The organism is Xanthomonas sp. WHRI 1810A (assembly GCF_040202885.1).
In the GTDB taxonomy this organism is placed as follows: domain Bacteria; phylum Pseudomonadota; class Gammaproteobacteria; order Pseudomonadales; family Pseudomonadaceae; genus Aquipseudomonas.
In genome coordinates this window covers 181,976-206,062 of record NZ_JBEGED010000012.1, presented here as the reverse complement: position 1 = coordinate 206,062, position 24,087 = coordinate 181,976, and the positions used below count along the sequence as shown (strand labels likewise).

Below are 24,087 nucleotides of genomic sequence, written 5' to 3'. Positions count from 1 at the left end.
CATAAGGCTTAAGGAATTCTTGGGGGCGTCTACCCGAGCGAGCGCAAGGCAGCTCATAGCGTCAGGTAGCTCAGCAATCGGCTCAACAGGCCCAGCCCGATCACCACTGCAAGCACCACCGCCAGGAGCAGCCATGGCCGAAAAGGCCGGCGCTCGACTTGGCGTTGGGGGGCTTGAAGGTACTCTTCGACCCGTCTTTGGTCGTCGGGGTTCAGGCGGCTGGTCATGTGAGCCTCTTCATGGACGTCGGTCTTTGTCAGGAAGCTACGTAATCGGCGGAATTAAATGGGCTGTCGAGGAGGTCCAGCGGTTCGATGCGCAACTGATCATCGAGGCGGATGATTCCGCTTTGTAGCACTCGCACGGTGATTCCGCCATGGCCGCGCACGGCCTGAAAAATGCCGTGGCCGAGACGCTGTTCGAGCCGCGCGCAGGGCTGGCACCAACCGGTGGTTTCGAAGACGGCCTGACCGATGCGAAAGCGCCTGTTTTTGAGGCTGAACAGGTTGATGCCACTGATCACGATGTTGCGCCGCAGGTCCTGAGGCAGGATCGGGTTGTCGGCCGCGCGGCCCATCAGCGCGCTGACCACGGCCAGGTGCTCCCACTGAATCAGCGTCACCTGGCGTGCATTGCGTGGGCCCGGGCGGGCGTGGTCGCCGGTCAGCCCGGCTTCGCGACGCGCTTCCACCGCGTCCAGTTCGACCATCTCGCCACGGGACTCGGGCCGTACGCCGATCCAGCGCACCCGACCGGTCTGCGGCACGTCTGCGATCAATTCCTGTAACGGGCTCATAAGCTGATTCCTACGTCGAACACGACACTGCGGCCCAGGTTGGTCCTGAGAAAATCCGGCGCGTCGGGGTGCGCAAACAATACACGGGCGAAGGTCGGGCCGACCAATGACAACGAGCGCCAGCCCTGACGCAGGTACTCAGTGGGCGGCGGGAAATGGCTATTGAGGTCCAGCACTTCGCGCTTGAGGCTGGCGAAGGCGATGATGTCCAGCTCACTCAGGTCCAGGCCGCGCTCCTGGTAGTTATGGGCTTTCTTTTTTAACGTCGGCGCCAGCCTGCGCAGCAGTTCGGAGGCGGGAATGCGCTTGGGTTTGGCTTCCCGGCGGACCAGCTGGCTGAGGGAAAACGCGCTGCGCCGACGCTGCAATTCCTCACGCCATTCATCGTTCAGGCGCCGGCCCTCGTCGAGCACGAAAAACACCTCGAAACACGCGTCGCGAAACAGCACGTCGGGCGGTTCCTGGCCTGCGGGCAGAAAGTCTTCGTTGCGGTGAGGGATGTTCAGGCCTTGCAGCAAACGCTGGCAAACCCAGCGCTCACGTTCCCACTTCCGCGCATTGGAAAGGAACGCGTTGGCTTGTTCGGCCTGGATCGTCAGCAGACGCAGGTAGTCGGAGTCATCCATGGGGCCAAGCTTAGCGTTCCAGCCGACACAAATACCAAAAATTTTCCACGCCCCTGTAGGAGCGTACTTGTTCGCGAAGCGTTATGACGGATACACCGCAGTGGATGCTTCGCCAACAAGTTGGCTCCTACAGAGCTGCGCGCAGGTTACACATCCCGCTGTTTCCTGAACTGCCCCGGCGGCATGCCGTGGGCATTGCGGAAGCGTCGGGAAAAGTAGGCTTCGTCGGCGAACCCGCACAGCCGGGCGATCTCGCCTACCGGCTTGACCCCATTGAGCAGCAGGGTGCGGGCCAGATGCATTCGGCGTTCGAGCACCAGTTCGCTGAACGTTTTCCCGACTTCCTTGCGCAACCAGTGGGTCAGGTAATTGGGCGAGAGGAACGCGGCGGACGCAGCTGTTTTCAGGTTCAGGTCTGGATCGCTGAGGTTCTTGCGCACGTATTCGGACATCCGCGCCAGGGCGTCGCGACGGCTGCGCTCGGCAGCATTGTCGTCGGCCAGGGTTTTGATCGGCTCGGCGAAGCGCTCGCACACGGTTCCAATCAGCTGCAGCAGACAGCCTTTGAGAATCTCCCGCGTCCCGAACTGACGTTCCTGATCGAGCCTGCGCATGCGTTGCAACAGCGCGTGAACCTCACCGAAATCAGCCTCATCCAGGATGTAGTCCAGACTTTCCTGAAAGCGGAACGGCGACAACTCCGGCGCCAGGGCGATGGGCACGTCTTCCAGGTCCAGCGGGTCGCATTGCAATTGCGGCAACAGGAAGGTCTGGGCGAAGTTGATCAGCAGAAAATTGCCATCCTCCGGGTGCGGAATCAGGTGCAGTTTGTGCGGAAGAATGAACGCCAGCGCATGCCGCGGAAACGGTCGCACCACACCGCCAATGTGCTGCACCGTGTCGCCGCCCAGGTTGATCTGGATCTGAAAGTATTCGTGACGATGGGGCCCGGTTTCGGCACTGCGGGCACTCTTGTCGCGGATGTAAAAGTCGGGCCGTTCGCTGCGTTGCTGCATGCCATAGGTCGGCACTTGAGTCGCTGAGTCCATCAAATTGCTACCTCTTCAAAGCCTGGCCATTGGCAGTGTCCCTTGTTTGGCCTGCCTGCGCATAGCGCGATTGTCCCTCGACTGCGCATGAATGATCAGTTGTCCTATGACTATCAGCGTGAAGATGACTCGCCAGGATCGATCGTGGCTGTCCAAGAATCAGGCTCGGGTCGAGATTTTCGCGAGCGCTCTAAAACGGACGTTTTACGCGGTTTTTCGGTAGGGAGGCCCGCCGCTCGTGCTCGGCGAATTTCTTGGACAAATATTAAGCGCGCCGGATTGAAATCCAAAAACGTTCTAAGCATCCGGTTGTATTTGCGTGGTTGTACGATAACTTGGGGTGGCTTCTCCGAAACCAATAAAAACAATGAGGAATTCTCATGTCGAGCACCCCTGACATTCAGGCGGTCGACGCTCGTGTCGCCGCACCCGCTGCAGCCACACCGGCGCGGCTTCCTTCCCGTCGTCGCTGGTTCATGCTTTCCCTGTTGCTGATCGCCACCATCATCAACTACGTGGACCGCGTGAACATCTCCATCGCCGCCCCGTTCATGGCCAAGGACCTTGGTCTGGACAAAGTCGAGATGGGCCTCATCTTCTCCGCTTTCGCCTGGACCTACGCTTTCGCGCTGGTGCCCGCAGGCTTTCTCGCTGATCGTTTTGGCTCACGACTCACCTACGGCGCTTCGCTGATCTCCTGGTCGGCGGTAACCGTGTGCCAAGGCATGGCGGGCGGCTTCGCGTCCCTGTTTGGCCTGCGCCTGGCCATCGGCGCCATGGAAGCCCCGGCGTTCCCGGCCAACAGCCGAGCGGTGACGGTGTGGTTCCCGGCCAAGGAACGCGGCATGGCCAGCAGTATCTACGTGTGCGGCCAGTACCTGGGCACGGCGTTGTTCACCGGCGGCTTGCTCTGGCTTGCGACCACCTACGACTGGCGCCACGTGTTCTACAGCACCGGCATCGTCGGCATCCTGTTTGGCGTCGCCTGGCTTTACCTGTACCGCGATCCGATGTTCTGCAAAAAGGTCAGCAAAGAAGAGCTGGCTTACATTGAATACGGCGGCGGTCTGGTCAAGAGCAGCAAGGACAAGAACAAATTCAAATGGGCGCAGATCGTCGAGCTGATGAAGTATCGCCAGATCTGGGCCATCTGCATCGGCAAGTTCGCCAGCACCTCGGCGCTGTATTTCTTCCTGACCTGGTTCCCGACTTACCTGATCGAAGAGCGGCATCTGACCATGGTCAAGGTGGGCATCTTCGCGGTGCTGCCATTCATTGGCGCGACCGTTGGCGTGTTGCTGGCCGGCTTCATTGCGGACTGGATGATCCGTCGCGGCTTCTCCCTCTCGTTCTCCCGCAAGTTGCCGCTGGTGGTGGGTTCGGCGCTGGGCATGTCGATCATGCTGGTCAACTTCACTGACTCCAACGAAGTGTGCATCGCGCTGCTGACGATTGCCTTCTTCGCCCAAGGGATCGCGTCGTCGTCCTGGGCGGCAGTGTCGGAAATCGCACCCAAGGAACTGATCGGTCTGACCGGGGGCGTTACCAGCCTGGCGGCGAACATCGGCGGGATTGTCACGCCCATCGTCATCGGGCAAATCCTGCACGTCACGTCGAGCTTCGCTTACGCCTTCTGGTTTATCGGTGGCATGGCGCTGATCGGGACGCTGTCGTATTCGCTGTTGCTGGGCAAAATCTATCGCATCGAATTGAAAGCTCAGTGACGCAAAAAGGGTGTGTGTGACTTTATGCCCCCATGGGCAAAGGCGTACGCAAGTACGCCTTTTTTATGGGCCGCATCCGCCGTGTTTACTCCAGTTTGAACACCGCTTTGTCCAACTTTGGGCAGCGCCGTTCCCGTAGGCTGGGTCAGTAGCGATTCACCTTTCAAGGAACAGTCATGATCAATTACGTATTCGAGCCGAGCCTGCTGCGCAGCCTGCCGGTCAGCAACAGTGACGCGCGGTTTCCGGTGGGTCGGGTGTTTTGCCTTGGGCGCAATTATCACTGGGGCGACTCATTGAGCGAGGCCAGGGTCATGCCTGCGTTCTTCATGAAGCCGGCCACCTCGGTCATCGATGCCAGCGGCGAACTGGACTTCCCGCCACTGACCGAACAGTTCTGCCACGAGATCGAACTGGTGGTCGCCATCGGCAAGGACGGTTTCGAGATTTCAGAACACGACGCGCTGGATCACGTCTGGGGCTACGCCGCCGGGCTGGACCTTACCCGTCGCGACCTGCAGATGGCCGCCAAGGCAGAAGGGCAGCCGTGGGAAGCGGCCAAGGCGTTCGACGGCTCGGCACCCATCAGCCCGATTCAGCCGGCAAGCCTGTTGGGGCATCCCAGCCAGGGCGCGCTATGGTTGAGCGTGAACGGCATTGAACGTCAGCGCTCGGACCTCGAAAGCCAGATATGGACGGTGGGCGAAATCGTCAGCCGACTCTCGCGCTCCATTCGCCTGATGGCCGGCGATTTGATCATGACCGGCACGCCGCCTGGCGTTGACGCGTTGCAAGCGGGTGACGTGATCACCGCGGGCATCGCTGGTATCGGCCAATTTGAAGTCCGCGTGGGCTGCCGTCCCGCCGCCTGACGCACTCCGTACGACCCCAACTTGAAGAAAGGAGACATAACAATGACTGACAATTCCCTCCCTAAAGTCGCTTTGGTTACCGGTGCCGGCAGCGGTATCGGCCGTGCGGTTGCCCTGGGCCTGTTGGCCGATGGCTACAAGGTCGTCGCCACTGGCCGACGGATTGAGCCGCTGCAGGAATTGGCCGCGCTGGCCAAGGAGCAAGGCGGCGAAGTGCTGCCGGTGTCCACCGACGTACGCGACCCTGCCAGCGTGGACGCTTTGTTCGCCACGATTGAAGAGGTCTACGGCCGCGTCGATGTGGTGTTCAACAACGCCGGCGTCAACGCGCCCGCCGTGCCGATGGATGAACTTCCGGTGGATAAATGGCTGAGCGTGATCGAAACCAACGTCACCGGTGTGTTTCTGTGCAGCCGTGGCGCGTTTGGCCTGATGCGCAAACAGTCGCCCCAGGGCGGTCGGATCATCAATAACGGCTCGATTTCCGCGCACACACCGCGCCCGTTCACCGCGCCTTACACCGCCAGCAAACATGCGGTGTCCGGTATCACCAAAGCCCTGGCGCTGGATGGCCGTGAGTTCAACATCGCCTGCAGCCAGATCGACATCGGCAACGCGCTGACCGAACTGTCGGTGCGCATGACCAAGGGCGTGCGCCAGGCCAATGGCGAGACCGCCGTGGAGCCGATGATCGACGTCAAGCACATCGCTGATGCGGTGCGTTACATCGCCAACCTGCCGCTGTCCGCCAACGTGCTGAACATGACGGTCATGGCGACCAACATGCCGTTCGTTGGCCGTGGCTGATGGCTTGAATTCTGAATAAGCGAGAACGCGATGAAACCTGAAATCCTGCAACTCAGCCCGATCCTGATCCCCGAGATCAACGCGCGTTTGAACGCGCTGTACACCGTGCGTCCTTACTTCCAGCAAGCGGACAAGGCGGCGTACTTGCGTGAACACGGTGCAACGATTCGTGGCGTGGTCACGGGAGGCCACACTGGCATTACCCGTGCGGTGATGGAGCAACTGCCCGCCGTGGAAGTGATCGCGGTGAACGGCGTGGGCACCGATGCCGTGGACCTGGCCTACGCCCGGGACCGAGGCATTCACGTCACGGCCACCATCGGCGCATTGACCGAGGACGTGGCGGACCTGGCCATCGGCTTACTGATTTCTGCTGCGCGGGGCCTGGGCACCGGCGACCGCTACGTGCGCAGCGGCGCGTGGCCGAAAAGCCCGACGCCGCTGGCGCCGATCCCCCTGGCCCGGCAGTTTAGCGGTATGCGTATCGGCATCGTCGGGTTGGGCCGGGTAGGGCGTGCCGTCGCCACCCGGGCCGCTGCGTTTGGCTGTCCGATCAGCTACACCGATTTGCGCGCCATGGACGACGTGCCATACACCTTCGTCGCCGATTTGGTTGAGCTGGCGCGCCAGAGCGATGCGTTGATCATCGCGGCGGCGGCCGACAAGGCCAAAGGGATTATCAACGCCGAGGTGCTGGCGGCATTGGGCACCGAGGGTTACCTGATCAACGTCGCCCGGGGCAGCCTGGTCAACGAGCCGGATCTGGTGGCAGCGCTCATGACCGGCTCCATCGCCGGCGCAGGGCTGGACGTGTTCGTCGATGAGCCCAACGTGCCGGCCGAGCTGTTCGAGCTGGAGACCGTGATCCTGCAACCGCACCGCGCGAGCGCCACCGTGCAGACCCGCACGCGGATGGGTGAAATGGTGCTGGCGAGCCTGGCGCAGGGGTTGGCCGGCGAACGGCCGAGCGCTGCGGTTCAGTAACCTAGTCTGATGGTTCCCACGTTCCGCGTCCTGCTGACGCGGAGCGTCACGGTCTGCATTCCCACGCAGAGCGAGGGAACGATCAAGCCAGGGCGCGATGAGGTCATTACGGGGTTCGCGGTCTAAACTCCTCAAACCCAAGCCCAATAAAAACCACCATCATGATCGGCCCCGACGTGCTGACCCTGTCCACCATGACCCTCGCCTGGCTCGTGTATGCCGTGGTGATGGGCTGGGCAATATGGCGTTCGCCGTGGGTCGAGCTGTTCAGCGATGTCAGGCGTCAGCACATGTTGTTCGGGACCGTGTTTGCGCTGTTTCTGCTGTGGCTGGTGCGGCGTGATTTCGACACCGGCGTCTCGTATCACTTCATCGGCATGACCGCTGTCACGCTGTTGCTCGACTGGCCGCTGGCGCTGGTGGGCGGTTGTGTTGCTCAGTTGGGGTTGCTTGTCCTTTGTCGCCAGGACTTGGCCGCGATGGGCGTTAACGGCCTGCTGTTCATCGCGCTGCCGGTGCTGATCACAGAGGCCTGTTCGAGGGTTGTCGAGCGGTTGCAGCCGAAAAACCCGTTCGTGTACATCTTCTGTTCAGGCTTCTTTGCGGCTGCGTTGTCGGCGTTGCTGTGCCTGGTGGCGGCGTTGGGTGTGCTGTGGTGGGAGGGTCTGTTTGCGATGCCGGAATGGCTGGAGGATTTTGTCGGTTATCTGTGGCTGATCATCTTCCCCGAGGCGTTCATCAACGGGGTGGTGATCACGGCACTGGTGGTGTTCTGCCCGGAGTGGCTGGAGACGTTCAACCGCACGCGCTATCTGTCGGCGCCTTGGAAGGATGATGGCGGTGCCTGAGTTTGGGCATTAGGCACCGCAAGGAATCAATGGTGACGGGGATCGAGGTCGCCGGAGAACAGTTCGTCTTCAGCGTCCGGCGCGACCGGTATCGCATGCTCTTCGGACGCCCAGGCGCCCAGGTCGATCAATTTGCAGCGATCGGAACAGAACGGCCGGAAGGTGCTTTCGGGTTTCCACTCCACCGGCGCGCCACAGGTTGGGCAGTCGACGGTCATTGGTTGGCTCATGATTGGCCTCCACGCAAAGTTAAATAAAAATGATGCAGTCGCTCGACTTCGCTTTTCAGCCAGGCCGGGTCGCGGTCGTTGACGATCACGTCATCGGCTCGGCTCAAGCGGTATTCCCGCGTGGCTTGCGCCTTGAGAATCGCCTGTACCTGCTCGGCGTTGCTGTTGTCCCGGGCCACCGTGCGCTGAATCTGGATCGCTTCGGGCACATCGATCACCAGCACCCGTTTGGCCATCTCGTGCTGGGTGGTTTCCAGCAGCAGCGGCGACACCAGAATCGCGTACGACGATTGGGCCTTGGCCAGATACGCCGTGATTTCCTCGCGGATCAGCGGATGCAGCAGGCCTTCAAGCCACAGGCGTTGCTCCGGCTCTTTGAAGATCAGCTCGCGCAACGCGCTGCGGTTCAAGGTTCCGTCCCCTTGCAGCACACCGTCACCAAAATGCTCGGCTATCCGGGCCAGGGCAGGGCGCCCGGGTTCAACTACCCAGCGCGCGGCCTGATCGGCGTCCACCAAGTGCACGCCCAGATCGATGAAGACCTGAGCGGCCGCACTCTTGCCGCTGCCGATGCCACCGGTCAGGCCGAGAATCCAGGGTTGTGAAACAGCGTGTGTCATCTGAAACCGGCGAATTGTAGATACGAAGCGGTTATTTGATCACCCCAGAGCAAAGCGATCCACCCCGCAATGGCCAGATAAGGACCAAAGGGGATCGGCGTGCTGGTTTCGACGTTGCGCAGGCGCAGCATGATCAGGCCCAGTACGGCGCCGACCAGTGACGACAGCAGTATCGTCAGCGGCAGAATCTGCCAGCCGCCCCACGCGCCGAGCATTGCCAGCAATTTGAAATCGCCGTAGCCCATGCCTTCCTTGCCGGTGACCAGCTTGAACAGCCAGAACACCAGCCACAGCACCAGATATCCGAACACCGCGCCCCACAGCGCATCGGTCAGGGACGTGAAAAGCCCGAACGCATTGACGATCAGGCCCATCCACAGCAGCGGCAACACAATGGCGTCCGGCAATAACTGATGATCGGCGTCGATCAGGCTCATGGCGAGCAATCCCCAACTCAACACCAGCATCGCCCCGGCCTGCCAGCCAAAGCCGAAGTGCCAGGCAATGAACGCCGACAACACCCCGCACGTCAGCTCAACCAGCGGGTAGCGTTTGCTGATCGGCGCCTTGCAGCTTGAGCACTTACCGCCGAGGGCCAGATAACTGATCACCGGCAGGTTTTCCCAAGGGCGGATCTTGTGCGAGCAGTGGGGGCAGCGGGAGTGGGGGAGCAGCAGATTGAAGGTTTCGGTGGGCGGCTCGGGCGGCAGTTCCAGCATCTCGCGGGACTGCGCTTTCCAGTCCCGCATCAGCATGATCGGCAGGCGAAACACCACCACGTTGAGAAAACTGCCCACCAATAGGCCCAGGACAAGCGTGCACAAAACGAAGGCCAGTGGGGAACTGGCCAGGAGGTCGAGGAGGGGCATGGGTTAGACGACGTTTCCGAGTTGGAAAATGGGGAGGTACATGGCGATGACGAGGCCGCCGACGATGACGCCGAGGAACGCCATGATCATAGGTTCCATGAGACTTGTAAGGCTGTCGACCAGGTTATCCACCTCGTCTTCGTAGTAGGTCGCAACTTTGTCGAGCATATTGTCCAAGGCACCCGATTCCTCGCCGATCGCAGTCATCTGAATCGCCAGCATCGGAAATACGCCTGTGCTGCGCATAGAGAAGTTCAGCTGCATGCCAGTTGATACGTCTTGCTTGACTTTATGGACAGCGTTTCGGAATACGACATTGCCGGTCGCGCCCGCTACTGAGTCCAAGGCCTCAACTAAAGGCACGCCTGCTGCGAAGGTTGTGGACAGGGTTCGGGCGTAGCGCGCGACGGCAGACTTGTAAAGCAGTGGGCCGACGACAGGAAACTTTAATAAGGCTCGGTCTACTCCGTTCCGAAATTTTTCGGAGGTTCTATGGGCACGTTTGAACGCCCAAAATGCAAAAACAATCGCTCCCAAGAACATGTACCAATAGGCCTGAACCGCTTCTGAGAGACCAATTACCATTAGGGTGAACGCCGGGAGTTTGGCCCCAAAGCTGGAGAATACTGACTGAAACTGTGGGACGACTTTGATCAGTAGAATCCCGGTCACTATGAATGCAACTACGACAACCGCAATCGGGTAGGTCATCGCCTTTTTGATTTTTGCTTTCAAAGCCTCGGTTTTTTCCTTGTAAGTCGCAACCCTATCGAGCAGCGACTCAAGCGCACCTGCTTGTTCACCGGCATCCACCAAGCTGCAAAAAAGATCGTCGAAGTACTGCGGTTTTTGACGAAGAGCAGTGGCGAAACTATGGCCTGAAGCGACCTGCTGTTTTATGTCATCAACCAGAACTCGCATGTTCGGATTGTCAGTGCCCTCAATAATGATGTCGAAGGACTGCAGCAACGGTACGCCGGCCTTCATCATCGTCGCCATCTGGCGGCTGAAGAAAGCTATATCCAGCGGCTTGATTTTCTTGCCTTTGCTAAAAATCGAAACCGATTTCTTGCGCACCTTGGTAGGGTTGATTCCCTGTTTACGGAGCTGCGCTTTGACCAGCGGCGGGTTGTGGCCGCTTATCTCTCCGCTGACTTTGGTCCCCTTCTTGTCCAGGCCTTCCCAAGTAAAGACGCTGACTTTAACTACCTTGGTCGCCATGCTTAATCCTTGGTCACCCGGTTGATTTCCTCAAGGCTCGTCACACCTTGCATCGCCTTGATCAGGCCGGACGTTCGCAAGTCATTGAACCCGTCCTTGCGCATCTGCTCAGCAATCTCGATAGAGTTGCCTTCTTCCATGATGATGCGCTCCAGTGCCGGGGTGCTTTTTACCACCTCGTAAATACCCACGCGGCCTTTATAGCCCCCGTTGCAACTTTCGCACCCTACTGGAGAGTAAAGCGTGAACGTGCCGATTTTCGACTCGGGGAAACCTTCTGCAATCAAAGTTTCACGAGGAATGTCCGCCTCTTTCTTGCAGTTCGAACACAGCTTTCGGGCCAACCGCTGCGCAATGATCAGGTTGATCGCGGTCGCAATGTTAAACGCCGCCACGCCCATGTGATGCAGACGGGTCAGGGTTTCTGCCGCGCTGTTAGTGTGCAGCGTGGAAAGCACCATGTGACCGGTCTGGGAGGCTTTGATCGCGATCTCAGCGGTCTCAAGGTCTCGGATCTCACCCACCATGATCACGTCAGGGTCCTGACGCAGAAACGCCCGAAGCGCCTGGGAGAAGTCCATGCCCTGGCGCGGGTTGACGTTCACCTGGTTAATCCCTTCCAGGTTGATTTCCACGGGGTCTTCGGCGGTGGAAATGTTGATGTCCACCGTGTTGAGAATATTGAGCCCGGTATACAGCGAAACGGTTTTCCCCGAACCCGTCGGGCCAGTGACGAGAATCATGCCTTGAGGCTGGCGCAACGCTTCCAGGTACAACGCCTTCTGTTCCGGCTCATAGCCCAGCGCGTCGATGCCCATCTGCGCCGTGGTGGGGTCAAGAATCCGCATGACGATCTTTTCGCCCCACAGGGTGGGCAAGGTGTTGACCCGGAAGTCGATGGCGCGGTTTTTCGAAATCCGCAGCTTGATCCGGCCGTCCTGTGGCTTGCGTCGTTCGGAGATGTCCAGGCTGGCCATCACCTTCAGCCGCGCCGCGATTCGTCCCGCCAAGTGAATGGGAGGCTTCGCCACTTCATGCAGAATCCCGTCGGTACGCAGCCGCACGCGGAAGATCTTTTCGTAGGGTTCAAAGTGCAGGTCGGAGGAGCCCAGGCGAATGGCGTCCATGAGCATCTTGTTGACGAACCGCACCACGGGCGCGTCGTCAGCGTCCTGTCCGCCAATGGAGCGTTCTTTGCTCTCGTCGACTGCTTCGATTTCCAGGCCGAGGTCAACGTCGGCAAGATCACCCATCCCGCTGTGGCTGTCGAAGAACTTGTCGATGGCGCTGGTGAGCTTGTCGTCCTCGACCAAAATGGCTTCAGTCGTCAGCCCTGTGCTGAACTGGATGTCGGTAATGGCTTGGTGATTGGTCGGGTCGGAAATGCCCACGAACAACTTATTACCGCGACGCCACAGGGGCATGGCGTTGTGTTGTCGTACTAGCTTTTCGCTTACTAATCCCTTGGGCTGGCTCTCTTTGTCCAGCACAGACAGGTCGAGAAATGGAACACCAAATTGTTCCGAGGCGACTTCAGCCAGCGTCAGGCTTTTGACCAGCTTGTTCTGGACGAGGTAATTGACCAGCGAGACTTTGTCGCGACGCGCCTGTTGATAGGCCTGCTGCGCGGTTTTTTCATCGAGCAGTTCGGCGACAACGAGTTGCTTGGCCAAACCGGTTAGGACGACATCAGTCATTACAGCCACCACCTACAGACAATGAATGGTTTATATCGCAGTAAGGCGTGGCTGCCAAACTGGAAGAGTCCGTGTGACAAAAATTGTCAGTTAATGTCCAGTGGGGTACGCCTTTCCTAAGCCGCCTAACACGAACTATCCCGTGACCATCAGCTTTGTTTGAATTGGCACGCCGCATGCTTATGTCTCATCAAGGCAACACTACTTTGACGCCTTGGAGAAATACTATGAATTTGCAGAAAGGCTTTACCCTGATCGAATTGATGATCGTGGTCGCGATCGTCGGCATCCTGGCCGCCGTCGCGCTGCCGGCTTATCAGAACTACACCATGCGCGCTCGCTTCGCTGAAGTGACATCGGTAGCAGATACATACAAAACCGCAGTGTCGTTATGCATCCAGACACTTGGAACCCCAACCGGGTGCACCAATGGAGCTAACGATATACCTGCGTCCACTTCTACTCCGTATGTAGCAAGTGCCACAGTAACGAATGGTCAGATTGTTATTATTCCACAAGGTCAGATTCCGGCTGCGTCTACGTATACTCTGACTCCGACATTAACTGCTGGATCTACAAATTGGGCCATTGGTGGCGGTTGCTTGACCGCTCAGGCTCCAGCTCCAATTCTGTGTAAAGCAGCAGGCTCTTGATTCAATAGTCAATGAAAAGGCGCTTAACGGCGCCTTTTTTATTTCTGAATACCGACTCTCCAGGGCAGGATTCTATGAGTGCGCTGACATCTTCAATTCCCAGGTTCATGTTGGGCGGATGTCTTCTTTTACTCTTTACTTCGGTTGTCTTTATTTCCCTATCAGGCCATGACTGGCAACGCGCTGCTCAAAGCGCGTTGGCTTTTATCTGCTTCTTGGCCATTACCTTCTATTCGACAACCCAAACTGACGTCCCTTTCTTGAACCCCATTGCACGCAATGCGTGTGTGCTGATTGTTGGCTTGGGCATATTGTCCGTGTGGGATGCTCATTGGCAGGAATGGGCCGTAATTGAGTTTTCCGTGCTGGTGGCCTGCTGTTGCATCGCATGGGCAGTCGCGCTTGGACGAAGAAACCACAGCGACACTTTTGACCGGCTTATCATTTCTTTCGTGGTCTTTCTGTGTGGCGTCAAGGTTGCGCAATTCATTGCTGCGTCTACCGCTGCTTTCACTCAAGGGTTGTCCACACTGGACACCGGCCTGTTGCTTGAAGGCTTTTCCAATCCGCGTTTCTACGGCCAATTCCAGACATTCACCCTACCGCTGCTTGCACTGCCTCTGCTTCTGACGACGGTCAAACGTTCCGCCAAAGCCTGGTTATTCGTCCTCTTCGCCTGCTGGTGGATGATCGCCATTTGCGGTGGCACTCGGGGGACGTGGCTCGGTGTGAGTTGTACGGCTGGTGTGATGTTTTTCTGCGGCCCATATGCCCGGCGCTGGGTAGCCTGGCAACTCTGTGCAGCGGCCAGCGGATTATTGTTGTTTTGGTGTTTGTTCAGCCTGCTGCCTGACTACCTTGGCATCAAGATCGTCAACTTCGCCGGTGACCGGCTGACCACCAGTCTGTCTGCCCGCGACATCATCTGGCATCAGGCGTGGGAAATGATTAAAGAGCGGCCATGGTTGGGTTTCGGCCCGATGCATTTCGCCGATATCCACAACCCCATTGCCGCCCATCCCCATCAGGCGATATTGCAGTGGGCCTGCGAATGGGGTGTTCCATCGACGTTGCTGGTGGGAGGTCTCGCGGCTCAAGGACTCTTCGCGACATTGAAACTGGTCCGATCAAAATCAATGTCCAGCGAGCCGGTGGACCTGCTGCGCATCTGTCTGTTCGCCAGCCTGCTCGGCGCGCTGACGCAATCGATGGTCGACGGCGTCATTGTCATGCCGTATTCCCAAGTCTGGCTCGCTATTGTCGTGGGCTGGTTGTTGGGAATCCATGAATGGTCCGCCAAGCCCCAAGCCAGCGGCGCGGTTCTACGATGGAGCTGGATGGCGACAATGGCGTTGGCGATAGGCTTTTTGATGTACGTCGTGGCTCGGGACTTCCCGCATTTGAATGAGCGCGACCGCCAGTATGCCCACGACTTCGGAGGCAACTTGCAGCCACGCTTCTGGGAGCAAGGCGTCATCGCGGTCAAACCCCAGTAACTTGAAGGCGCTCGACGCTGCTGCTAGCGTTGCCACATGAACGCCGAAATAGCTCAGCCGGTAGAGCAGCGCACTCGTAACGCGAAGGTCGTAGGTTCGATTCCTATTTTCGGCACCAAACACGTTCTTTTCAGTTGCATTCTGTTCTTCGCTTTAACCCTCTACAACGCCTGATACGCCAGCCCCGCTTATGCGGTGTTGTGCGTTTTTGCGTTCTGTTAATTTCTATTGTCACGCGTTTTAGGTATATGCGTAGGTATATCAGCGGTTCGATTTCGAGACGTATACCAATGGCGCGCACCGTAGCCCTCTCACAGAAACCAAATGCGAAGCAGCCAGGGCTCAGGAGAAGGACAGCACTCTCTTTGACGGCCAGGGCCTTTTCCTGCTGGTGAAGAAAAGCGGGGTGAAGGTCTGGCGGTTCAAGTACAAGCACCCTGATGGTCACTGCGCCAGCGCAGACGACGCACTGGCCCGCTCTTCCGCTGAGCCGGTTGCCTGGGCTGCTGCAGAAGACGGAAAGCGACACCGGCAGGCCGCTCACACGACTGGCGCTGAAAATGACACTGCTGGTCTTTATTAGGTCGAGTGAGCTGCGCTTTGCGCGATGGCGAGATCGATCAGCGTAGAGCCATGTGGGAAATACCGGGAAAGCGCGATGCAATCCAAGGCGTGAAACATTCGGTTAGAGGCTCGAAGATGAAGGCCGCGCACTTGGTACCGCTCAGTCGCCAAACCCTGGACGTCATTGATCAATTGAAAGCTCTCACCGGCAAGCATGAGTTGGTTTTCACTGGCGACCATAAATCATGGAGGGCGATGAGTGACGCTACTGTCAATAAAGCGCTTCGCCGCATGGGCTACGACACGAAGGTCGACTTGTGTGGGCATGGCTTCAGGACAATGGCTTACTCTGCACTGGTCGAGTCGTGTTTATGGTCTCGCGATGTTGTAGAGCGGCAGATGAGTCACAAGGAGCAAAACTCTGTCCGCGCGGCCTATGTTCACCGTGCCTAGATGATCGATGAACGCCGGCTAATGCTTCAGTGGTGGGCGGACTACATCGACGCCAACCGGGCCGGCAGACCGCTATAGCTGTGCGGCTTTTTCTAAAAACAATGGCCTAGCGTACGTTGGTCAGTTAATACCGCACTGCCGCAGTGCGACTTCCAGAGACTGATCAAGGACATACTCTCCGGTAGTGCTCGCCGCCTGATTCAGTCCAACTGTTCGGTAGATCAAGCTATGGCCGGTTTTCATCTGATTCAGGATAGAGCGTGCCTTCTCGCCGGTTGCGGCGGTGAAGGGGGACATTGATCGAGCGGCCGCTTCCATCGCCATGGTGTACGCGTTAGCCACGATCTGCTGCTGCTTAGGATCATTAGGCACTGCGGCTTGCATTGCCTTCAGCTGTCCCTTTGGCACGTAGTCTAATGGCGTCTCGCTCGAGCTAATCGTCCACGCTGGGTTCTGATCGATGCGGACCTGTACATCGCCGACGGGAATCAGGTAACGACCCCCACTCCTAACCCCAACGCGCAGGTCTCCATTTACGGATTCAATGTAGGGGTAGTAATTGTTTGAGACTGTGTAGACGCCGCTCCGGGTGTAGAAGCTTCCTACGGTAACCGCACAGGTCGACCTGTCGGTGAACTTGTCAGTGCTTTTGACAGTAATCCACTCAACCTTCGGCGCAGTGAGACTAGTACCGCATCCAGAAATCGATATCACTACAGCCAAACCCAAAAACCTTTTCATCACACGCTCCCTGTTGAAGGCTGGCGAATTGCCGCCGGCACTATACCAGCCTGCCTCAAGCACATAACCAACACCTGATCCTACTTGCTAGGTTTGCGATACAGCATCACATTCGGAAGCGGTACCGATAAAATCGGAACGGCTCGCGATTCTTCACTACCCCGAAACAGGGTGGTGTTCGACATCTGCGTCGCTCCACTAAGCCGAGACCCCGGCCCAGAGGTGTGAGCACATCTATTGGCTCTCATTGAGGATGGACCATCCGGCGCAGCAGGGGCTAGAGCTGACCTCCCTTGTCTGTATGGCAGATGCCATTGCGATACACGCCCCCGCACTGTTTTGGGGATGGGCCGCAAATATGGGGAAATCCCATATTTAAAAAGGAGCGGAGTTAGGGATCGATTTCATGCCTCGCCCTCCTGGATCTCAAATCCGAAACTACCCGGATTCTGGGTAGATACCGGCAAACCTCCCGGCATCCCAAGGCGTGACCTAGGTAGTGTCTGGCACCTGGCTGGGTTAGTCAGCCGGAATTGAAAGCTCTTGGATGTTTGCAATGCTCATAAGCATTTGTTGCACCCACGCACGAAGCGTGACCACACGTTAAGGAACCGAGCTCTAGCTGGGCTAATGCGGCGCTCTGCATGTGCTCAGCTACCGCGCCCCGATTTCCGTTCACCGAACGGATTAGGCAATACTGCGTATGCAGTGGCAGGCGGTTCGTCAGTTGCAGTGGGTTCCGGAGGTTTGGCAGTGATAGGGAGCAAAATAAAAACAACAATCCTTTTGGTTGGGCTTGCTCTGCTGGGAAGCTGGGCATTTAGAAATTACGTTAACAATGACCCCAACGTAACCAAGGTCTATTCGTACATCCGCGAGAGCAATTCGATACAGGCGCGTTTGGGGCATGTGCAAACGATGCAAGTTACTGGGGTTACTTCTGTTAGTCCAAAGGAATCAGAAGGTCCATACAAAATCTATCGGGTTTCAGTACAAGGCGTTCTTGAGTCCGACGTTGTGCGCGTTGTCGTCACTCAGGAGTCCGGACTGGAAGTGATCAAGGAAAGGATTGGCTCCCCGTGTCGAAAGCCTCAATTACCCTCATGTGAGAGTAAGCCGTAGGTGAGTTCGTCGGCTGTCACCGATTCTAGAATTCAACTGCATGCCGCGAAATTACCAATTTCTGTCAAGTCGGACACTTCCGGACTGCGAATCTAAAAGGGTTGGCAGTTCCTATCGGTGTCTAGTCACATATACCTAGCCCTATCACCGGCATTGGGGCCGACTATGTACGACATCATGAATCAATCTTGCATTTGTGCTGCAACTACCCCAGTTTGCGTGGCGGGCGAGACACGCACAGCCCAGGAGTGGGCGACGATCCACGGAATCAAATGACAGGCGCTCAAGATGCGCTGATATCGTGGCATGGTCCGGAGAGACGCTTTCGCCCAGCCCAGCCCAGCCCCGGCGAGGACGCAGGCCCGCTCAGCGCGCCGCATAAAACAACCACTGTCCGGTTGCCCGCCCCGACAAGCGGCCGGTTGGTAAGCACGTTTGGCAACCGGTGGGCGCGAAGATTTTGGGCGTCGTCACCCGGAAACCAGTACCGGAGGACTGAGCGTTATGGTCGCGTGGGTAAAGTTAGAAGTGCTTGCGTAGAATAGAGAACGGTTGGCTAATTACCGCAGGTATGATGAGCGATAATTCACTAGGTTGACTAAAGGAATAGAGAATGGACCTTGCCAGCTGGATATCGATTTTTATGGCGCTGATTGCAGTAGCGACCGCCATTGTCACCTACGCCGTTTTCCGCTCCGCTACAGATCCAGCGGTGATCGTATGCACAGCCAGATCTGGCTAGGCCATCATTGGTAAATCTCATCATCGAAAATATTGGCCGTGGGCCTGCACACTCAATTTCCTTCAAATTGAGTCGCCCTCTCCCACAGAAGGCGTTCGGTATCGGGGTGCCGATACGGCCACCTGAGCAGATGTCTTCCGGCCCCATCCCTGATGGCCTCCCTTTTCTGGCTCCTGGACAGCGGATCACGATTACCTGGGGGCAGTACGGGGGGCTGCAGAGCTACATCGGGGACACACCGATCCAGATAGACGCATTTTGCTATAGAGGCCGATCGCAGCGGATGTGGGCAAGACGTCTTACCTCAGCGTCTTGCGTTAATATAAAAATGTTCAGACTTGCAGAGTCGGCCGAGCATGGCTACGGCCCAAATCTTGTGAAAGAGTTAAAAGCGTTGAATGCGACTATGAAATCTATAGAGGTTCGCTTGGATAGGGCGGAAGGCGATCAGGGGAGTGCCTCGGCAGAAGAACTGTTTGCCATGCAGGAAGACCTCGATAAACCAAAGCGGACTGAGGTTTAGGTATACAAATGGGTATACGAGGTTGGTAGCCTTTCAATGGTTTCCCTGATATCACTGACTTATATGTTGTAAATCGATTCCTATTTTCGGCACCAGAAATACAAGAAAGCCCGGTCCTCAAGACCGGGCTTTTTTTGTGTCTGCCTTGATACGACCCCCTGTAGGAGCCAACTTGTTGGCGAAGCGATCAACGCGGTATGTCAGTTGAGCCACTTCGCGAACAAGTTCGCTCCTACAGAAACGCCCCCGTCAAATACTCAACCGCATCGACAAATCAACCGCCTTCACGTCCTTGGTCAGCGCCCCGATCGAGATGTAGTCGACGCCGGTTTCGGCGATGGTGCGCAGGGTGGTGTCGTTGATGCCGCCACTGGCTTCGAGTTTGGCTTTGCCTGCGGTCAGGCGGACGGCTTCGCGCATGTCGTCCAGGCTCAGTTCGTCAAGCATGATGATGTCGGCGCCGGCGTCGAGTGCCTGTTTGAGTTCGCTCAGGCTTTCCACTTCGACCTCGACCGGTTTGCCGGGGGCGATTTTGTGTGCGGCGTTGATGGCTTCGGCAATGCCACCGCAGGCAGCGATGTGGTTTTCCTTGATCAGGAAGGCGTCGTGCAGGCCGATGCGGTGGTTGTGGCAGCCGCCGCAGGTGACGGCGTACTTCTGGGCCAGGCGCAGGCCGGGCAGGGTTTTGCGGGTGTCCAGCAATTTGACCTGAGTGTCGGCAACCATGTCGGCATAGTGCTGCGCGCGGGTGGCGACGCCTGACAGCAATTGCAGAAAGTTCAGCGCGCTGCGTTCCCCGGTCAACAGCGAGCGCGCAGGTCCTTCGAGACGAAACAACGTTTGATCAGGTCTCACCCGGTCACCGTCACTGACCTGCCAATGCACGGCAACACGCTGGTCCAGTTGCCGAAACACGCTGTCGACCCAAGCGGTGCCGGCGATCACGGCTTCATCGCGGGAGATCACGGTGGCAGTCGCGAGTCGCTCAGCCGCAATCAGCTGTGCGGTGATGTCCCCGGTCCCGACATCTTCAAGCAACGCACGTCGTACGTTGGCTTCGATTTCGGCGGTCAGCGACGCAAGGCGTAAATTGGGCATATCGGGCTCCGCGTACTAAGTGCTTCGAGTATAAGCCAGGGCGAATTGCTTACATTCGCCGTTCGACAAGCCGTGTAAGCGTTTTCACTACACTTGGTCGGTTTTTTCGCCGTTGGTGCGATGAAACGCCTTTTTCGCGGTCTATCGCAGCACATGTCACTTTGCCTCTCCTATATTTACAATAAGGCAAAGCCTCCGGTAGCAAGCGGACACGTTTTGAAAGATACTTGCTTTATATTTGACGTCATAGCTTTGACGTTTTGCCTGCTTTATCCCATGGACTTTTGAGCTCACTCCGCAATTTAGGTGCGTCGCGCGCCGGTTGCGTAGCGTTCGTTGTGTTGTGTGCAGTAGTTGAGTTGAATGGAGGCCTTGATGCAGAACGACGGTAAAGTGGTGCCCTTGAACAAGGCGGGTCCGGAATCATTGGGGCCTTCGCCAGTGGCGCGGCTGCCTGTCGTTCTCCTGCAAGTGCGTGATAAAGCTGCACAACTTTTGAAAGAAAGCCTGCAGACTCTGTTTGATAACGCTGACGACACGCTGTTTGAAATGGCGGATCGCGCGCACAACAACGTCGAACAGAATATCTTTTTCGAAGCCATGCGCGACCTGCGTCTGAAACGCAAAAGTATCGAACGTAATTTTCTCGACAAATTCTTCGAATCCTTCCTGCGCCTGGGTCAATACCAGATCACCGAACCGACGTTCACCGAGCCGGTCTCCTTCGACAAACTCGCCTTGGTCCATAACGACGATCTGGAAAGAACCGTTGCCGTGGACGCGATGGTGACCAAGGTCATGAGCCGTGACGGCGTGGCCTTGACTCAAGTGACAACCCGGCTGAACGAGCTGATCCCGCAGCCGCTGACCGATGAAACCAACCCTCTTGGCCCCTCGCGCCTCTGCGAGTGCTTCCTGCAGGCCGGGCAAAATCTGGGCGTGGAGATCAAGGTCAAGCTGATCATCCTCAAGCTGTTTGAAAAATACGCCCTGAGCAACGCCGATCAGTTGTATGAAGAAGCCAACCAGTTACTGATTGCCGCCGGTGTACTGCCGGAGTTGAAGGTGTTGCCGTCGCGCCGTGCGACCGACCGTGCGGCGACCGCCCGTTCGAGCGAAGCACAGCGTGCCGAAAACGTGGTGCTGATCCAGGCCACCGCGAGCCTGGATCAAAGCGTTCAGGAAGTGTTCGGGGCGTTGCAAGAGTTGCTGGTCAATGTGCGTGGCAGTTTGACCCCTCGCAAGGACAACAGCGGCGAAGCCCGTCCCATTTCCAGCCCCGATCTGCTGCGACTGCTGTCCCACCTGCAGCAGTACGTGCCGACCTCCGATGCGCCCGACGACTTCGACCTGCGCATGCAGCTGGAACAGCTGATTAACCGTGTTAGCGTGAAGAGCGGCAAATTCCGCGTCGTGGGCGTGGTGGACGAAGACGTGATCAACCTGATCGCGATGCTGTTCGAGTTCATCCTGGATGACCGGAATCTGCCCGGTTCGCTGCGTGCCCTGATTGGTCGCCTGCAGATCCCGATGCTGAAGATCGCGGTCATCGACAAGAGCTTTTTCAGCCGGGGTAGCCACCCGGCGCGCCGTCTGCTCAACGAGATCGCGTCGGCCGCGCTGGGCTGGGGCGGTCGTGACGACAGCCAGCGTGATTCGCTGTACTCACGCATCGATCAGATTGTTCAACGGCTGCTGCATGACTTCGTCGACGATCCGCAAATCTTCACTGAATTGCTGGTCGACTTCCTCGCCTTCATCGGTGATGAACGCCGTCGCAGCGAACTGCTCGAGCAGCGCACGCGCGATGCGGAGGAGGGCCGCGCCCTGGCCGAAATGGCCCGGCAACGTGTGCAGCAAGCGCTGAACGAGCGGTTGCTGGGCAAGACGCTGCCTGAAGTGGTGGTGCGTCTGCTGCAGGAAGCGTGGAGCAAGGTGCTGCTGCTGACCTGCCTCAAGCACGGTTATGAATCCCTTGAGTGGGAGGCCGGCCTGAAAGCGATGGATGACTTGATTTGGAGCGTTGAGCCCCATGAGGAGCCCGAAGCGCGCCAGCATTTGCTGAGTCTGGTGCCGGGGCTGTTGAAGTCACTGCGCGACGGCCTGAGCAGTGCGGCGTTTGATCCGTTCGCCACCAGCGATTTCTTCAGTCAGCTGGAAGTGCTGCACGTGCAGGCGTTTCACCACGTGACCCGGGCGTCGGACGAAAACGCCGAAGCGCCGAACCCGGACGTGGCGGACGGCATGCCCATGATGGCGGTCGTGGAAGAGATCGTGCTGATCGCCCCCGGCGAGCAAATGCTCGGCGAGCCTGCGACACAGTTGCCTTCCGATGATCCGGGCCTGCAGCAGGTGGACACCTTACGGCTGGGCAGCTGGATCGAAATCCAGGAAGACGAAGAGCACAAGCTGCGGTGCAAGCTGGCTGCCATCGTTGAGCCGAGCGGCCGTTACGTGTTCGTCAATCGGACTGGCATGAAAGTCCTCGAAAAAACCCGGATGGGCCTCGCTGTCGAGTTTCGTCGTGGCGCTATTCGGGTGCTGGACGATGCGCTGTTGTTTGATCGTGCGCTGGATTCAGTGCTGGGCAACTTGCGCAAGCTCAAAGGGGCGTAATACCCGTACTTAGGACCGGCTTCTGCCGAAGGCGTGGGAGTCCGGCTTGCCGACGATCTGCCGGGAAAGCGCCTTCGGCCAGAAGCAAGACAGTGACATTCCCCCGCCACAACACCTCCCATCGCGGGCATACTGGCCGCTGTCGATTTACCCGTTCAAGGAACCTCATGCAATTGGACTCCGCCACGGGCTGGTGCCACGGCGCGCATCATTGCCCTTCGCCCAATTTCAATGCCCGGCCTGACGCCGAGATCTCGCTGCTGGTGATCCACAACATCAGCCTGCCACCCGCCCAATTCAAGACCGGCAAGGTCCAGGCCTTCTTTCAGAACACGCTGGACGTCACAGAACATCCCTACTTTGAAACCATCGCGGACCTGCGCGTTTCTGCGCATTTTCTGATTGAGCGCGACGGCGATCTGACGCAGTTTGTGTCCTGCCTCGATCGCGCCTGGCATGCCGGGGTGTCGCGCTTCGAAGGGCGCGAGACCTGCAACGATTTTTCCATCGGCATCGAGCTTGAGGGCACTGACGATCAGCCCTTCACTGACCACCAGTACCGCGCGCTGATCGAACTGACCCGACAGCTGCAATCCGCCTACCCCCAGATCACGGCGCAACGGATTTGCGGCCACAGCGACATTGCGCCGGGACGCAAGACCGATCCGGGTCCATGCTTTGACTGGGTGCGGTTTCGTTCGGCTTTGAAGATTGAAATGAGGAACAGTGAATGAGTTTTATGGTGTTGCTGTTGGCGGTGTGGATCGAGAAATTTTCCGCCCTGCGCCAACGTGTCCAGCATGACGGACCCTGGTTGCGGCAGTTGGGGCGGCTTGAGTCCAATCCCCGAACGGCCAAACAGCCGTGGATGATGCTCGCCGTGATGGTGCTGTTGCCGGTATTGATTCTGGCGCTGGTGCTGGCGGTACTGGGTTCCGTCGCCTACGGCTGGCTGGCATTGCCGGTTCATCTTCTGGTGCTGATTTACAGCCTGGGCCGAGGCGATGTGAAAGGCGACCTGGGCCCCTTTCGCGACGCGTGCCGTCGCGGAGACCAAGAGGGCGCGGTCCTGGTGGCTGAGCGGGATATGGGCGTCGCGGCAGATGACAGCGAGCAATTATTGCAGGGCGTGCAGAGTTACCTGTTGTGGCAAATCTATCAGGGCTTCTTTGCGGTTATCTTCTGGTATTTCCTGCTCGGCCCGGTGGCCGCCTTCAGTTACCGGCTGCTGGCGCTGGCCGCCGAACACGGCAAGACGCCCGCCCTGGTCGAGCGCGCGTCGCAGCTGCGTCATGCGTTCGACTGGATACCGGTCCGGCTGCTGGCCGCCAGTTTTGCGCTGGTGGGTAACTTCGTCGCGGTGGGGCGAGTGATGGTGCACGAGCTGCTCAACTGGAATATCAGCGCGGCGGGCCTGATCACCAAAGTGGGCTGCGTGGCAGGTGAAGTGCCTGCGCCGGTGATGGGCGTTGCAGGGGTCACCAGTCTGGACGTGCTGTGGGAATTGCTGATCCGCGCGGCCATCGTGTGGTACGCAGGCTTTGCGTTGTGGACGTTGTTGGTTTGACTCATCCCCTGTAGGCGTGCGCTTGCCCGCGATGACCTCGGTGTGTCCGATGCATCGATGGCGTCTGCCCCATCATCGCGGGCAAGCGCGCTCCTACACATGATGCTGCTTCCAATATCGCCGTGATCTGCTGATTTTCTGATGCAGATCAATATCGGTACCTGTTTAA

Annotated in this window: 22 protein-coding genes, 1 tRNA gene and 1 pseudogene; 13 read left to right on the top strand and 11 right to left on the bottom strand. The window is 58.0% G+C overall.

The window, feature by feature from the left end:
* Positions 1-53: 53 nt before the first annotated feature.
* The 4 genes from ABQX22_RS18630 to ABQX22_RS18615 form a co-directional block, all read right to left on the bottom strand.
* Positions 54-227 carry a DUF3094 family protein gene (locus ABQX22_RS18630; protein WP_349801343.1) on the bottom strand — a complete coding sequence of 58 codons (174 nt, stop codon included), beginning with the start codon at positions 225-227 and terminating at the stop codon, positions 54-56.
* Positions 228-256: 29 nt separating this feature from the next.
* Entirely contained in the window at positions 257-796 is a 540-nt protein-coding gene (locus ABQX22_RS18625) for an MOSC domain-containing protein (protein ID WP_349801342.1), read from the bottom strand.
* Positions 793-1,422 (bottom strand): DUF1780 domain-containing protein, encoded by a 630-nt coding sequence (locus ABQX22_RS18620; RefSeq protein ID WP_349801341.1) that lies wholly within the window; start codon positions 1,420-1,422, stop codon positions 793-795. The genes ABQX22_RS18625 and ABQX22_RS18620 overlap by 4 nt, the downstream gene beginning before the upstream one ends.
* Before the next feature lie 146 nt (positions 1,423-1,568).
* Entirely contained in the window at positions 1,569-2,471 is a 903-nt protein-coding gene (locus ABQX22_RS18615) for a helix-turn-helix transcriptional regulator (RefSeq protein WP_349801340.1), read from the bottom strand.
* A 380-nt stretch (positions 2,472-2,851) separates the two neighbouring features.
* Between ABQX22_RS18615 and ABQX22_RS18610 the strand changes: the two genes are divergently transcribed.
* The 5 genes from ABQX22_RS18610 (at position 2,852) to ABQX22_RS18590 (ending at position 7,706) form a co-directional block, all read left to right on the top strand.
* The gene (locus ABQX22_RS18610) at positions 2,852-4,195 is read left to right on the top strand and encodes an MFS transporter (RefSeq protein WP_349801339.1); all 1,344 of its coding nucleotides are present in this window, start codon (positions 2,852-2,854) and stop codon (positions 4,193-4,195) included.
* A gap of 176 nt (positions 4,196-4,371) precedes the next feature.
* Positions 4,372-5,067, top strand: a complete 696-nt coding sequence (locus tag ABQX22_RS18605) for a fumarylacetoacetate hydrolase family protein (RefSeq protein ID WP_349801338.1) — start codon at positions 4,372-4,374, stop codon at positions 5,065-5,067.
* A gap of 42 nt (positions 5,068-5,109) precedes the next feature.
* The gene (locus tag ABQX22_RS18600) at positions 5,110-5,874 is read left to right on the top strand and encodes an SDR family oxidoreductase (RefSeq protein ID WP_349801337.1); all 765 of its coding nucleotides are present in this window, start codon (positions 5,110-5,112) and stop codon (positions 5,872-5,874) included.
* Positions 5,875-5,904: 30 nt separating this feature from the next.
* The gene (locus ABQX22_RS18595) at positions 5,905-6,858 is read left to right on the top strand and encodes a 2-hydroxyacid dehydrogenase (protein ID WP_349801336.1); all 954 of its coding nucleotides are present in this window, start codon (positions 5,905-5,907) and stop codon (positions 6,856-6,858) included.
* 161 nt (positions 6,859-7,019) lie between these two features.
* Positions 7,020-7,706 carry an energy-coupling factor ABC transporter permease gene (locus ABQX22_RS18590; RefSeq protein ID WP_349801335.1) on the top strand — a complete coding sequence of 229 codons (687 nt, stop codon included), beginning with the start codon at positions 7,020-7,022 and terminating at the stop codon, positions 7,704-7,706.
* 26 nt (positions 7,707-7,732) lie between these two features.
* On the opposite strand, the gene yacG is transcribed toward ABQX22_RS18590, so the two are convergent.
* From yacG to pilB, 5 genes are read right to left on the bottom strand one after another with little or no spacing between them, the layout of a single operon-like run.
* A complete protein-coding gene (gene yacG / locus ABQX22_RS18585) occupies positions 7,733-7,936 on the bottom strand; it encodes a DNA gyrase inhibitor YacG (RefSeq protein WP_349801334.1) in 204 nt (67 codons plus the stop codon).
* Positions 7,933-8,556 carry a dephospho-CoA kinase gene (gene coaE, locus ABQX22_RS18580; protein WP_349801333.1) on the bottom strand — a complete coding sequence of 208 codons (624 nt, stop codon included), beginning with the start codon at positions 8,554-8,556 and terminating at the stop codon, positions 7,933-7,935. Before coaE ends, yacG begins: the two co-directional genes overlap by 4 nt.
* Complete coding sequence (locus tag ABQX22_RS18575) at positions 8,553-9,425, bottom strand: prepilin peptidase (protein ID WP_349801332.1); 873 nt, start codon at positions 9,423-9,425, stop codon at positions 8,553-8,555. Before ABQX22_RS18575 ends, coaE begins: the two co-directional genes overlap by 4 nt.
* Before the next feature lie 3 nt (positions 9,426-9,428).
* Positions 9,429-10,646, bottom strand: coding sequence for a type II secretion system F family protein (locus ABQX22_RS18570; protein WP_349801331.1), 1,218 nt, complete (start codon positions 10,644-10,646; stop codon positions 9,429-9,431).
* A 2-nt stretch (positions 10,647-10,648) separates the two neighbouring features.
* On the bottom strand, positions 10,649-12,343 hold the full coding sequence (gene pilB / locus ABQX22_RS18565; protein WP_349801330.1) for a type IV-A pilus assembly ATPase PilB: 1,695 nt from the start codon (positions 12,341-12,343) through the stop codon (positions 10,649-10,651).
* 227 nt (positions 12,344-12,570) lie between these two features.
* Here pilB and ABQX22_RS18560 point away from each other — a divergent pair, with 227 nt between their 5' ends.
* From ABQX22_RS18560 to ABQX22_RS18545, 5 genes and pseudogenes are all read left to right on the top strand, one after another.
* Positions 12,571-12,996 carry a pilin gene (locus ABQX22_RS18560; protein ID WP_349801329.1) on the top strand — a complete coding sequence of 142 codons (426 nt, stop codon included), beginning with the start codon at positions 12,571-12,573 and terminating at the stop codon, positions 12,994-12,996.
* Positions 12,997-13,070: 74 nt separating this feature from the next.
* Positions 13,071-14,492 (top strand): O-antigen ligase family protein, encoded by a 1,422-nt coding sequence (locus ABQX22_RS18555; RefSeq protein WP_349801328.1) that lies wholly within the window; start codon positions 13,071-13,073, stop codon positions 14,490-14,492.
* A 42-nt stretch (positions 14,493-14,534) separates the two neighbouring features.
* A tRNA-Thr gene (locus tag ABQX22_RS18550) sits at positions 14,535-14,610 on the top strand.
* A gap of 204 nt (positions 14,611-14,814) precedes the next feature.
* Positions 14,815-15,075, top strand: a pseudogene (locus ABQX22_RS26975) (Arm DNA-binding domain-containing protein); the annotation flags it as partial.
* A gap of 17 nt (positions 15,076-15,092) precedes the next feature.
* The gene (locus ABQX22_RS18545; RefSeq protein ID WP_349801327.1) at positions 15,093-15,509 is read left to right on the top strand and encodes a tyrosine-type recombinase/integrase; all 417 of its coding nucleotides are present in this window, start codon (positions 15,093-15,095) and stop codon (positions 15,507-15,509) included.
* 120 nt (positions 15,510-15,629) lie between these two features.
* Here the strand turns inward: ABQX22_RS18545 and ABQX22_RS18540 are convergent, their stop codons facing one another.
* Entirely contained in the window at positions 15,630-16,250 is a 621-nt protein-coding gene (locus tag ABQX22_RS18540; RefSeq protein ID WP_349801326.1) for a hypothetical protein, read from the bottom strand.
* 2,636 nt (positions 16,251-18,886) lie between these two features.
* A complete protein-coding gene (gene nadC / locus ABQX22_RS18535; RefSeq protein WP_349801325.1) occupies positions 18,887-19,735 on the bottom strand; it encodes a carboxylating nicotinate-nucleotide diphosphorylase in 849 nt (282 codons plus the stop codon).
* A 375-nt stretch (positions 19,736-20,110) separates the two neighbouring features.
* On the opposite strand from nadC, the gene ABQX22_RS18530 reads away from it, so the two are divergent.
* From ABQX22_RS18530 to ampE, 3 genes are all read left to right on the top strand, one after another.
* Positions 20,111-22,351 (top strand): DUF1631 domain-containing protein, encoded by a 2,241-nt coding sequence (locus ABQX22_RS18530; RefSeq protein WP_349801324.1) that lies wholly within the window; start codon positions 20,111-20,113, stop codon positions 22,349-22,351.
* A 167-nt stretch (positions 22,352-22,518) separates the two neighbouring features.
* On the top strand, positions 22,519-23,085 hold the full coding sequence (gene ampD / locus ABQX22_RS18525) for a 1,6-anhydro-N-acetylmuramyl-L-alanine amidase AmpD (RefSeq protein WP_349801323.1): 567 nt from the start codon (positions 22,519-22,521) through the stop codon (positions 23,083-23,085).
* Positions 23,082-23,918: a regulatory signaling modulator protein AmpE gene (gene ampE, locus ABQX22_RS18520; protein WP_349801322.1), complete on the top strand. Its 837-nt coding sequence runs from the start codon at positions 23,082-23,084 to the stop codon at positions 23,916-23,918. Before ampD ends, ampE begins: the two co-directional genes overlap by 4 nt.
* Positions 23,919-24,087 lie beyond the last annotated feature (169 nt).